The 12,339-nt window shown below is 30.1% G+C and carries 11 protein-coding genes; 8 read left to right on the top strand and 3 right to left on the bottom strand.

Features of this window, described 5'->3' with window-relative positions; all coding sequences use genetic code 11:
* The first annotated feature begins 124 nt into the window (after positions 1-124).
* Positions 125-385, top strand: coding sequence for an HPr family phosphocarrier protein (locus tag I6U51_RS20060; protein WP_178910834.1), 261 nt, complete (start codon positions 125-127; stop codon positions 383-385).
* Between the two features lie 49 nt (positions 386-434).
* Here I6U51_RS20060 and I6U51_RS20055 read toward each other — a convergent pair whose 3' ends face one another.
* Positions 435-650: a DUF378 domain-containing protein gene (locus I6U51_RS20055; RefSeq protein WP_211144344.1), complete on the bottom strand. Its 216-nt coding sequence runs from the start codon at positions 648-650 to the stop codon at positions 435-437.
* A gap of 261 nt (positions 651-911) precedes the next feature.
* Here I6U51_RS20055 and purB point away from each other — a divergent pair, with 261 nt between their 5' ends.
* The 4 genes from purB (at position 912) to I6U51_RS20035 (ending at position 6,891) form a co-directional block, all read left to right on the top strand.
* Positions 912-2,342, top strand: coding sequence for an adenylosuccinate lyase (gene purB / locus I6U51_RS20050; RefSeq protein WP_211144343.1), 1,431 nt, complete (start codon positions 912-914; stop codon positions 2,340-2,342).
* A 412-nt stretch (positions 2,343-2,754) separates the two neighbouring features.
* Positions 2,755-4,821 (top strand): glucose-specific PTS transporter subunit IIBC, encoded by a 2,067-nt coding sequence (gene ptsG / locus I6U51_RS20045; protein WP_211144342.1) that lies wholly within the window; start codon positions 2,755-2,757, stop codon positions 4,819-4,821.
* Between the two features lie 264 nt (positions 4,822-5,085).
* Complete coding sequence (locus tag I6U51_RS20040; protein ID WP_211144341.1) at positions 5,086-5,619, top strand: 2'-5' RNA ligase family protein; 534 nt, start codon at positions 5,086-5,088, stop codon at positions 5,617-5,619.
* Positions 5,620-5,715: 96 nt separating this feature from the next.
* Entirely contained in the window at positions 5,716-6,891 is a 1,176-nt protein-coding gene (locus I6U51_RS20035; RefSeq protein WP_211144340.1) for a hypothetical protein, read from the top strand.
* A 115-nt stretch (positions 6,892-7,006) separates the two neighbouring features.
* Here I6U51_RS20035 and I6U51_RS20030 read toward each other — a convergent pair whose 3' ends face one another.
* Complete coding sequence (locus tag I6U51_RS20030) at positions 7,007-9,400, bottom strand: Lon protease family protein (RefSeq protein ID WP_211144339.1); 2,394 nt, start codon at positions 9,398-9,400, stop codon at positions 7,007-7,009.
* Positions 9,401-9,577: 177 nt separating this feature from the next.
* Here I6U51_RS20030 and I6U51_RS20025 point away from each other — a divergent pair, with 177 nt between their 5' ends.
* Positions 9,578-9,991 carry an acyl-CoA thioesterase gene (locus I6U51_RS20025; protein WP_211144338.1) on the top strand — a complete coding sequence of 138 codons (414 nt, stop codon included), beginning with the start codon at positions 9,578-9,580 and terminating at the stop codon, positions 9,989-9,991.
* 152 nt (positions 9,992-10,143) lie between these two features.
* On the top strand, positions 10,144-10,554 hold the full coding sequence (locus I6U51_RS20020) for a hemerythrin domain-containing protein (protein ID WP_178910825.1): 411 nt from the start codon (positions 10,144-10,146) through the stop codon (positions 10,552-10,554).
* A gap of 71 nt (positions 10,555-10,625) precedes the next feature.
* On the opposite strand, the gene I6U51_RS20015 is transcribed toward I6U51_RS20020, so the two are convergent.
* On the bottom strand, positions 10,626-11,075 hold the full coding sequence (locus I6U51_RS20015; RefSeq protein ID WP_211144337.1) for a hypothetical protein: 450 nt from the start codon (positions 11,073-11,075) through the stop codon (positions 10,626-10,628).
* A gap of 315 nt (positions 11,076-11,390) precedes the next feature.
* On the opposite strand from I6U51_RS20015, the gene I6U51_RS20010 reads away from it, so the two are divergent.
* Entirely contained in the window at positions 11,391-12,308 is a 918-nt protein-coding gene (locus I6U51_RS20010) for a patatin-like phospholipase family protein (protein WP_211144336.1), read from the top strand.
* Positions 12,309-12,339 lie beyond the last annotated feature (31 nt).

Below are 12,339 nucleotides of genomic sequence, written 5' to 3'. Positions count from 1 at the left end.
TAAAATTTATTTTGTGTAATCTTTTACATTGGAAAATAGCCGTTGAAACCTATTAAAAAAATGTTATAATTAAAAGGAAAGTTTGTCATATATTATTATATTATAGAGGATTGAGGTGAATTTGATGGTATCTAAAGAAGTTACAGTAAAAAGTTCTACTGGCTTACATGCAAGACCAGCAACTCTATTAGTGAAAAAGGCTTCTTCTTTCAAATCAGATATAAGTATTGAATTTGATGGAAAAAAGGCTAACGTAAAAAGCTTAATTGGAGTATTATCATTAGGTGTAACTAAAAATTCAACGGTGAAGGTTACTGCATCAGGAGATGATGAAGCTTTAGCAGCTGAAGAAGTATCTAAGTTAATAGAATCATTAGAAGAATAAAATAATTTTTATATAAATAAAAGGCTCATATTAGTGAGCCTTTTATTTATCATTTAAAGGATTTTTTCATTTTTAATAAAAGCAGTAGCATGTCCACACCAGCTGCTCCAACAAGTATGTAAATTATCCTTCCAATTAAATTTACCGGTTCTCCGAGCAGTGCGCCTATTAAATTAAAATTAAATAACCCTATAAGTCCCCAATTTAGTGCACCGATAATTACTAGAATTAAAGAAATTTTATCTAATAAGTTAAACTTATACATAAGTACCTCCAAACCCATATAATTTTATTCTAATAAATTATATTAATTCGGCGATGAAATAGAACAGTTTGTACACAATTTAATTAATATTATTCTTAAGATAAAAATTATTAATAAAAATTAATAAATAAGAAAAGATAAAATATGCGATAAAAAAGAAAAAATACGAACGAAAGATATATGAAATAAGCTTGATATATGCTATAATGTGAATGAAAAAATAAAAAAAATCAATTACATACGTCTGGAGGTACTTTAATTATGAGAAATACGTATAATACACCGTTAAATACAAGATATTCTTCAAAGGAAATGAGCTATTTATTTTCAGATGAGATGAAGTTTAAAACTTGGAGAAAACTATGGGTGGCATTAGCAGAATGTGAAAAAGAATTAGGACTTAATATTACAGATGAACAAATACAAGAGCTTAGAAATAATATAGATAATATAAATTATGAAGTAGCTGAAAAGAGAGAAAAAGAAGTACGTCACGATGTTATGAGCCATGTTTATGCATATGGTGTACAGTGCCCAAAGGCAAAAGGGATAATACACTTAGGGGCAACCAGTTGTTATGTAGGTGATAATACTGATTTAATAGCAATGAGAGAAGCTCTGTTACTTATAAAAAAGAAAATTATAAATGTAATTAATTCTTTGTCTAAATTTGCAATTCAATATAAAGATGTACCTACATTAGGTTTTACTCATCTTCAGCCAGCTCAATTAACTACTGTAGGAAAGAGAGCAACGCTTTGGATCCAAGAACTTTTTTTAGATCTTGAAAATTTACAGTTTGTAATAGATCATATGAGATTTAGAGGAGTAAAAGGAACAACTGGTACACAAGCAAGCTTTATGGAACTATTTAATGGTGATGAAGATAAAGTAAAAAAACTAGATAAGATGGTAACAGAGAGAATGGGCTTTAAAGAAGAGTTCATGGTAACAGGACAGACTTATACAAGAAAGCTTGACTCAATTATACTAAATACTTTATCAGAAATTGCTCAAAGTGCTTACAAGTTCAGTAATGACATGAGAATACTTCAAAATATGAAAGAGATGGAAGAGCCTTTTGAAAAGAATCAAATTGGATCATCCGCTATGGCTTATAAAAGGAATCCAATGAGATCTGAAAGAATAGGAGCTCTTGCAAGATATATAATTGTAAATTCATTAAACCCAGCAATAACTGCATCGACACAATGGTTTGAAAGAACTTTGGATGATTCTGCTAATAAGAGAATTGCAGTTTCAGAAGCATTTTTAGCTTTAGACGGAGTACTTAACCTATATATGAATGTATCTAGTAATATGGTAGTTTATCCAAAGGTTATAGAAGCACATGTAAAGAGTGAGTTACCATTTATGGCTACTGAAAATATCATAATGGAAGCTGTTAAAAGAGGTGGAGATAGACAGGAACTCCATGAGAGAATAAGACAGCATTCCATGGAAGCAGCTAAAATGGTTAAAATAGAAGGAAAAGAAAATGATTTAATTGAAAGAATCATAAATGATGATTTCTTTAATATGACAAAAGAAGAGATACTATCATTAATTGATTCAAAGAAATTTATAGGTAGAGCGCCAGGGCAGGTAGAAGACTTTATTGAAAAGCAAATAAGACCTATACTTGAAGAAAACAAAGAATTACTTGGGGAAGAAGCGGAAATTAACGTATAGGTATTTTAAAAGGAGACTTAACTTATACAATTGTGTATAAGTTAAGTTTTTATATAAACAAAGTTCTTGGTATCATATGGAGATTGTCTACAACCACAAAAATAATATAAAAAAACTTTAAAATATATATTGAAAAAAGAAAAATATCTTGATATAATGAATTTGTATTAAGGCAGTAAAGCAATGTAAAAGTTTACGCCTAATAAATAAAACTTAATAAAAGTTTTGCGTGTTACTGATTCGATCAGGCATGAGCAAAGGTAGTTATAAGAAATAGTATTGTATCTATTTGTATTAGTCAAATAGATGTTTAAGGATTTCTTATTACCTTGCTCATGCCTTTTGTGTTTTAGAGCACAATAATAATTATAAGTAATGAATTAAATTAAAAATATTGAAGGGAGATAATCATATGTCTAAGAAGAGTAGTATTTTTGGTAAACTACAGCAAATCGGAAAAGCATTAATGCTTCCAGTTGCAATATTACCGGCTGCAGGTATATTACTTGCTTTTGGTAACATGTTTCAAAATCCGGCTTTCTTAAGCCATGCATCATTTTTAAATAATCATGCTTTCCAAACTTTCGCTAAAGTTATGGAGCAATCAGGAGATATTGTATTTGGTAATCTTGCATTATTATTCGCAGTAGGGGTTGCAGTAGGCTTAGCTGAAGGCGAAGGAGTTGCAGGACTTGCAGCAATCGTTGGTTTCTTAATAATGAATAAAACTTTAGGAATAGTAGCAGGAGTTACCCCAGAAGTATTAGCTACTCATAATCCAGCTTACACATCAGTTTTAGGTATTCCTTCATTACAAACAGGTGTGTTTGGCGGTATCATAATGGGTGTTGTAGCAGCACAGCTTTATAAGAAATATTATAATATAGAATTGCCTTCATATTTAGGATTCTTTGCAGGAAAGAGATTCGTTCCAATTGTAACAGCAGTAGCAGCTATCGCTATAGGAATTATGCTTGTATTTGTATGGCCGCCAATTCAATACGGATTAAATGCATTCTCACATAATATGATCGATGCAAACCCAACATTAGCAGCATTCGTGTTCGGTGTTATTGAAAGATCATTAATACCATTTGGATTACACCACATATTCTATAATCCATTCTGGTATCAATTTGGGGAATATGTAAGCAAAGCAACTGGTATGGTTGTAAACGGAGACCAAACAATATTTATGGCTCAGTTAAAAGATTTCACTCAATTTGGTGTTCTTAGCAATGGTGCTACACACTTCACAGCTGGTACATTTACAACTGGTAAATTCCCATTCATGATGTTTGGATTACCAGCAGCAGCACTAGCTATGTATCATGAAGCAAAACCAGGAAAGAAGGCATTAGCAGCAGGAATACTTGCATCAGCAGCTTTAACTTCATTCTTAACTGGTATAACAGAACCAATAGAATTTGCATTCTTATTCGTTGCACCAGTACTATTTGGAATTCACTGTATATTTGCAGGTTTATCATTTATGACAATGCAACTATTAAATGTTAAGATAGGTATGACATTCTCAGGTGGTTTAATAGACTATATCCTATTTGGAGTTATACCAAATAGAACAGCTTGGTGGTTAGTAATACCAGTAGGTTTAGTATTTGCAGTAATTTACTACTTCGGATTTAGATTTGCAATTAGAAAATGGGATCTTAAGACTCCAGGACGTGAAGATGATGTGGAAGAAACATCAACAGCTAATGTTGGAAATGCGGAACTTCCAGCAGCAATACTAAAAGCATTAGGTGGAAAAGAGAATATAACAAACTTAGATGCATGTATAACTCGTTTAAGAGTAAGTGTAAATGATATTAAAAATGTAGATAAGGCTGAACTTAAGAAATTAGGTGCAGCAGGTGTTATGGAGGTAGGAAATAATATCCAAGCCATATTTGGAGGAAAATCAGATCAATTAAAATCACAAATTAAAGATATTATGGCTGGAAAAACTCCTGTTATTGCAGAAAACACAACTGTTGAAAAGGAAGTTGCTGTGACAAAATCAGCGGATAATACTTTTGTTGCACCAATAGACGGAAAAATATTGTCTATAACTGAAGTTCCAGATGAAGTTTTTTCACAAAAAATGATGGGTGATGGTTTTGCAATAGAACCAGCAAATGGAGAAGTTGTATCACCAGTTAACGGTACAATAACTACTCTTTTCCCAACAAAGCATGCTATAGGAATAACTGCAGACAATGGTCGTGAAATACTAGTTCATTTTGGTATAGATACTGTAAACCTTCAAGGAGAAGGAATTGAAGCTTTAGTGCAACAAGGTGATAAAGTACAAGCGGGACAACAACTACTTAAAGTTGATTTAGCTCAAGTAAGAGGAAAAGTTCCATCAGTTATTACTCCAATTATATTTACAAACTTAGCTGAAGGAGAAACAGTATCAGTTAAGGTTGGAGAACAAGTAAAAAGAGGTCAAAGAGACATTGTAACAATAAAATAATTTAAACAAAAGTAGTATGTGCTGAAGTTAGGCGCATGCTACTTTTGTTTTATTTCGAGAACATAAGCTTAAAAGCACATAAGGCTCTCACCTGAGTAAATAGTTAGAGCACTTACCCCTATTCCTATAGATGAGTAGTGTTAATGTTAATCAGTTATTGGATAAGTAAAGGGATTTTGGTAAAAATATTTATAGAGGATAGTTATTGGATAAATAACGGAATTATTGTAAGATGAAGAAAAGATAATAAGGGGTTGATATTTTATGGAGAGATATGTGTTAGTATGTAATATTGAAGGTGATGCTTTAAAGTTTCATGAAAAGATTACGAGCGAGGTATGTCGTAAATTCAATAAAAAGCGTCAAAAGCTTCCTGCACATTTTACAATAAAAGCACCTTTTGAAACAGATCAGATAGATGACATGGTAAATGTTTTAGAAAAGTTTTCTAATAGCAAGATTAAAACATCTATAAAAATACAGGGCTTTGGCAAGTTTAGACAAGATGTAGTTTATATGAATGTAGAAGTATCAGAGGAAGCAAAACAAGTTCATGATGAGCTAATAGATGAAATTGCACAAATTCCATGGATAGAATTTAAAAAGAATGAAGGAAAAGATAGAGTATTCCATTGCACCATACTTTCCAGACGAATACAAGATAAATTTAATGAAATTTGGGAGTATGTAAACCAATACGAATGTGAGTTTGATTTATACTTCGATAATTTATCTTTGTATATATGGAGGAATAATACCTGGGAAATATATAAAAAGTTTAAGTTCAATGAAGCTTAGAATTAATGACACAATTACTAAAATGTAAAATTATATACCGTAACTAACTTAGGATAGTATTCATACTATATATTAGCAAGTTATGGAGGTATAATTTTGTCAAGGTCAAGAAATAATACAGACAAATTAGTAGACCTTCTTTTTTATGTACTTCCTCAGTATATGGATGAATATAATAATCAGAATCACAGCAAAAGACATCACAGGAAAAGAGAAGGTTTAAGAGACGAGGAAAGAGAAGGTTTTAGAGATGATGAAAGAGGTGATGAAATAGAAGGTTTTAGAGACGAGATAAAAGAAGAAATTTTTAAAAAATTTAAATCACTTGCTTTTAATGATGATAAGCATAATGTGAAAAGTGAGCATAAGGAAGGTAATGCAAAAAATGTTCAAGGTAATCATCAGGTACGTAAAAATAATACTGATGATGATAAGCATAATGTGAAAAGTGAGCGTAAGGAAGGCAATGCAAAAAAGGTTCAAGATAATCATCAGCTGCATAAAAATAATACTGACAGAAATATTATTGAAGAAAAGCATAATGAAGATGGTAATCATAAATGTAACAAGTTTGATGATGAGTGTAAGAATTGTAAGGGATGTAATGTAAAAAAGGTTCAAGATAATCATCAGCTACGTAAAAATAATACTGACAGAAATGTTATTAAAGAAGATACTGAAGATGGCAATCATAAATACAACAAGTTTAATGAAGATAAAAAAAGCAGTGATTTTAATTTAAATAATAATGAAAAAATGTCAGATAAGGAAGCTGACGATAAGTTTATAAAAGAAAGATATATATATAATGATGAACTTCAATTTAAAAAAATACTAAAAGTATTGATTAATAGAAAGATCAACATAGCCATTTCAGACCCTATAAGAAGTATAATATGTAACGTTATTATATTAGAGATAAGTAGTGATACTGTAAAATTAAAAACAGAAGCAAATGCCACAATAGTATTATGTATAAAAGAAATAGTGGCAATACAATGTGATGAAAAAGACTATGTTGCTTTTGTTAAAAATGTTTATTTTAATAAAAAAGAACATTATGGTGGAGGAGAATTACAGAGCTATCTCTATACTATAATAGGAAAAAGAGTTTTTATACAAACAAAAGGAAATGCAGACTTTAGACACATTAATTGTAAAAAAATAACTGCAGTAGGAGAAGGCTTTGTTGTTATTGAAGATAATATTATAATATCTATTTGTAAAATTATTTTAGTAGAAGAGCTTGAGTGTTATAAAGAGGATTCTTAATTTCAGATGGAGTTTTAAAGCTCCATCTGAAGCTTATTAACAGGCTTCCTAGTGTCTTTAGTACTTAGAAGGCGTTATCCTTTAGGGAGGCCCTTATCTAGGGGAGTAGCCACACTTATAATAAGCATCTATATTTTCCGATTTTACTTAAAATACGATATTTTATAAAATCAATGACAGGAGTACCCCCCATTTCTATTCCAGTGAAGTCAAATAGTATTTCAATACAGTCTTCAATTGTACTTGCAGAATATATGTGAAAAAGATCTTTATTTACTGCATCTAATACTCTGTGGTCTAATACTAGGTTGTTAATATTCTTACTAGGTATTACTACTCCATAAGTCCCGTCTAAACCATAAATTTTGCATATATCAAAGAATCCTTCTATTTTATCATTTACTCCACCAATAGGTTGTATTTTACCTTTCTGATTAACTGACCCCGTTATAGATATGCTTTGCTTTATAGGTATGTCACTGAGGCTAGATATAAGTGCTAATAGTTCTGCAGCAGAGGCGCTGTCGCCATCTATTCCAGAATAAAGCTGTTCAAATACTATTTTAGCGTTAAAAGATAAGAAAGTATTTTGACCTATAAACTCACCTATAAATCCTGATAAAATCATAACTCCTTTACTATGAATACTGCCGCTCATTTCCACCTCCCTTTCAATATTTGTAACTCCGCTATTACCTGCAAAAGTAGTGACAGTTATTTTATGCTGTTGCCCAACTGTACAATCGCCAAAGTCCATAACAGATAAGCCGTTAATTTCGCCAATCTTAGAATTTTTTAGGTCTATCACATATTTTCCTTCTCTGTACATTCTCAAAATTTTTTCTTTAACTAGTCCATGCATGCCATGTAGTTCGTGGATAGATTTTTTTATATCATTTTCATCCACAAAGTTAGAGTTCTTATTTTTAGCAAAGATACTAGATACATCAATAACCTCTAAGAGCTTATTCATATAAGCAGTAAAATAATTTTTATTTTCAGATAATCTACAGGAATATTTTAATAGCTCCTTTATCCCTTCTCTGTTTATATGAATTAAGTTATTTTCACTAATATAATTATTTATAAAACCTAGAATATTTTCTATAGTAGTTTTACTATTCTCAATTTGATTGTCAAACTCAGCTTTTATTTTAAAAAATTTATTAAAATCGTAATCATGATGTGATAATAAATAATAGGTAGAGCTACTACCAATAAGAATAATCTTCACTTTCAACGGAATTGATTCAGGTGCTAAGGTTATTATAGGAAAAAGCTCCATGTTATTTCTTGAATTTTGAATAAATACCCTTTCTAACTTTAAACATCTTTTTAAAGTGTTCCAGGAGCTAGGGTTGGCCAAAAGTTGTTCGGCATTAACTAATAAGAATCCGCCATTAGCAAGATGGAGACTACCGGGGCGAATCATTGAAAAATCAGTAATTGTATTGCCTTCTATGTTTTCATATTCTATTTTGCCAAAAATACTATTATAAGAAGGCAAATCTTCATAAACAACAGGCGCACCTGCATCTTTTTTGTTTGAAACAATTATTTTTACATCGTATCTTTTAAAAAAGTGTTTTGAAAACTTTAATGGTTCTTCGTTATTAGAGGTTTTATTATTTTCATTTTGAAGTGATTCCTCATCAGCTTCATCAAAAAAAGCATTAATGTTTTGAATAATATCTAATTCTAGCATATTTAAATAGTTGATAACTTTAGGGGTAGAACCATAAATATTTTTTAGACTTTCTATTTGTTCAGATATAATACTTTTTGATATTTTGTTGTCTAAGTTTTTAAGTTCTTCTAACATTTGTTTATTCAAATTACTCATTTCTTTTAAAATTTCAAAGGAAAGCATTTTTAGTTCGTTAGAAGCTGTATTTATTGCGGATTTGTCTTGTGGTGACAATTCATTGTAGTAATCAATATCCATCTTTTTACCGTTGCTTAGGGGAATGAAAATAAAGTTTCTATTTTCATCATGTTTTACAGTGAAATTTCTTTTAGCTGATTCTTCATGTATTATATTTGAAAGTTCCAATAGGAGTGTTTCGTATTTTTCAACTATTTTTCTTTTTTCATTTTCATAGCTTCTATTGTCAAAAGATGAAGGGACTTTTTTAAAAAGTTCATTAATAAATTTATTTAGGGCTTCTTTAAATTTAGGTGCAGTTCCAGTTGGAAGGGAGAGTGCAAGGGGTTTGTTACTATCTCTAAAATTATAAACATAGCACCAATCGCAGGGATCTGATAATGTTTTTGCATACTCTTCTATTTTATCTATAATATAGCTGGTTTTACCGGTGCCATTAGGCCCGGAAATATATAGATTATACTCTTTTTTATCCATAAGAAGACCTAAATCTATAGATTCAACAGCCCGTTTTTGACCTATTATGTTTTTATAAGGATGTATGTCTTTAGTGGTCTCAAATTGAGAGAGTTCATGAAATTCCAGTTGTAAATCCTCAATATTTAATTTTAGGTGATTTGACATGCTTACACCTCCAAAGTGATAAATAGATGATGATTAATTTTGCATATACTGCTATTATAATATGAAGATTATGTATATATGGAAACAGTTTTTAATAAATCAATTATATAGACAAAACATTATAAAGTAGTAAAATGTATAATATATACAAATATATAGAAGAAGGTGGAATACTAGATGTACATAAGTGAAAGTAAATTAAAAGTTAGATATGTGGAGACAGATCAGATGGGTATAGTTCATCATTCAAATTATTATCCATGGTTTGAAGTTGGCAGAAGTGATTTTATCTTAGAAACAGGAATTTCATATAGCCAGATGGAAGAAGAAGGAGTATTGCTTCCTTTAGTAGAAAGCTATTGTAAATATAGCGAAGGTGCAAAATATGAAGATGATATAATAATACAAACTTTTATAGAAGAACTTTCTCCAGTAAAGGTTATTTTTAATTATAATGTGATAAGAGAAAGAGACAACAAGCTTCTAGCAAAAGGAAAAACAACACATGCATTTGTAAATAAGGAATTTAAAATAGTTAACATAAAGAAAAAGCATATAAACTTTTGGGAAAACTTTTGTAGATTAAAATAAAAACATACTATCTAAGCAAAGGTATCAAATATATTATTTGGTACTTTTTTATTTTGTTATGTAACTAATGTTACGGGAATTTTTATTAAAAGGTGTTATCATTTGGATATAGAGGGAAAATCAATAAAAATTAGTTAAGAAGGGTGATTTATATGGCTAACATAGAAAGTTTAAAAAGACAACATACTGATATTTCAGAAGATATAGGAATAATTAAAAATTTAGTTAAAAAAACAAATTTTCAAGAGGATTCAAGTGAAATAGCAAAACATATAAGTTTACTTGCCGGAAAATTAAAAATACACTTAGACACAGAAGATAAGTTTTTATATCCTGAACTACTGAACAGCAAAGATGCTAAAATAAAAAAGATGGCAAATGATTATATAAAAGAGATGGGAAATTTATGCCAATCTTTTACTGTTTTCAAAAATCAGTTTAACACTAAAACTAAGATAATTAATAATTTAAGTGACTTTAAAATTCAATCTATTGAGATAATTAATTTATTAGAAAAGAGAATTTCTAAAGAAGATAGGGAATTATATCTTATAATTAAATAATTTGATATAGGATTACAAGACATAAAGTCGACTTTAGGCCTTGTAATCCTATATTAAGTTAAATACTTAGTTTAGGTGTCCATAGTATTAAGATCTAAATCTCTTGTATCAAGATGAATGTCTTCCAATCTATGAGGCAAATCTAAATTTGGACTTTTAAGGGTACCACCCATTTCTTTTAACATTTTCTCTACCTGCTCTTCGTTATTTTCATCTACCTCCATAGTAAGTTTATAGTTAACATCTGTAATTTCTTCAAATCCTCCCATACCGCTTACCATAGGGCTTGCAGCGTTTAAAGGGTTTTTAGAAGGGTCTTCAATGTATGGACCTGAGTTTAGAACCATCCTTGAAAGATTTGGCGCGTTTTCATTTCCAGGCAATATTGGTTTAACACCGCTATTAAAATCTTCATAGTGATCGTTTATATCTACTACTGCATTATTAAACCCTTTACTTTTAAGCTTTGCAGCTGCATCATTTGCACTTTTAATGCCTCTAAAATAAGCTTCTACTTTCATAATAAATCCTCCTTGCATTAGATATATATATTTATCAATAGTTTTCCGCTAGGTACAAATATTATTCTAATAGGATTATTATATAAAGAGTATATATCACTTATACAGAATGCCGATATGGTACGAATCGCTTACACAGAGTGAGTTGGGATATTAGTGGCGGTAGACATCGGATAAATATTATTGGAATAATTTTAAATATAGCGGGATTAATCTGCATGTATAAAAAATAGTAAGGTTATAGCATTAAAAACTTCTATAGTCTTGTTATTTATATGTATATTAAATCATATTTTATAACGAGGTGATAGAAGTATGAAGATTGATGCTGTTTTTGAGGGCGGTGGAATGAAGTTTATAGGTTTAGTAGGCGCTGCATGTTGCTTAGAAGATAAGGGATATGATTGGAATTATGTTGCAGGTACTTCGTCAGGATCAATTGTAGCAGCACTTTTGGCGGCAGGGTACAAAGCTATTGAACTAAAAAAAATACTAATGAATATTGATTGCACAAAGTTTCTTGACAAAAATAAAATAAATATAATATCTACAATAAACAAGCCCATAAATCTTTTTAAAAGTAAAGGAATTCATTCTGGAGACCCTTTGGAAGAGTTTATTGGAGAATTGTTAGCGGAAAAAGGTAAGGTTAAGTTTAAGGATGTAAGCGAGAATGGAAAATCAAGGCTCAAAGTTATAGCCTCTGACATAACACAGAGAAAAATGTTGGTACTTCCAGATGATATAAAAAATTATGGCATTAATCCTATGGAGCTTAAGATTGCAGAAGCTATAAGAATGAGTATAAGCATTCCATTTTATTTTAAACCAGTAAAACTTTATTATAAAGGTAAAGTTAGCTATATAGTCGATGGAGGAATTTTGAGCAAGTTTCCGATTTGGATTTTCGATGTATATGGTGTACCAAAATGGCCTACATTTGGATTTAAATTAGTTAGCAAGAAGGTCAGTAACACTGCAGAGGGAAAAACAGATTTTTCAGCTTTTATATTTGATATATTTGATACAATGATAGAAAAAAATGAAGATATATATATTAGGGATAAAGATGCTGTTAGAACTATATTTATTCCAACATTAGGTGTGCAAACTACTCAATTTAACCTGTCAAAGGAGATGAAAATTAAACTGTTTGATTCTGGTTATAAAAGTGCAGAAAAATTTTTAAATTCATGGGATTTTCAACAATATATAAAAAAATATAGGACTTAATTATTATTTTATTATTTTATTATTTTATTAT

It is taken from the genome of Clostridium aciditolerans, assembly GCF_016316925.1.
GTDB lineage: Bacteria > Bacillota > Clostridia > Clostridiales > Clostridiaceae > Clostridium_AM > Clostridium_AM aciditolerans.
The sequence above is the reverse complement of the archived record's forward strand: the minus strand, read 5'-3'. Positions and strand labels throughout refer to the sequence as shown.

Coding starts and splice junctions, on each gene's coding strand:
- I6U51_RS20060 (WP_178910834.1), top strand. CDS start 125: ATGGTATCTAAAGAAGTTACAGTAAAAAGTTCTACTGGCTTACATGCA.
- I6U51_RS20055 (WP_211144344.1), bottom strand. CDS start 650: ATGTATAAGTTTAACTTATTAGATAAAATTTCTTTAATTCTAGTAATT.
- purB (WP_211144343.1), top strand. CDS start 912: ATGAGAAATACGTATAATACACCGTTAAATACAAGATATTCTTCAAAG.
- ptsG (WP_211144342.1), top strand. CDS start 2,755: ATGTCTAAGAAGAGTAGTATTTTTGGTAAACTACAGCAAATCGGAAAA.
- I6U51_RS20040 (WP_211144341.1), top strand. CDS start 5,086: ATGGAGAGATATGTGTTAGTATGTAATATTGAAGGTGATGCTTTAAAG.
- I6U51_RS20030 (WP_211144339.1), bottom strand. CDS start 9,400: ATGTCAAATCACCTAAAATTAAATATTGAGGATTTACAACTGGAATTT.
- I6U51_RS20025 (WP_211144338.1), top strand. CDS start 9,578: ATGTACATAAGTGAAAGTAAATTAAAAGTTAGATATGTGGAGACAGAT.
- I6U51_RS20020 (WP_178910825.1), top strand. CDS start 10,144: ATGGCTAACATAGAAAGTTTAAAAAGACAACATACTGATATTTCAGAA.
- I6U51_RS20015 (WP_211144337.1), bottom strand. CDS start 11,075: ATGAAAGTAGAAGCTTATTTTAGAGGCATTAAAAGTGCAAATGATGCA.
- I6U51_RS20010 (WP_211144336.1), top strand. CDS start 11,391: ATGAAGATTGATGCTGTTTTTGAGGGCGGTGGAATGAAGTTTATAGGT.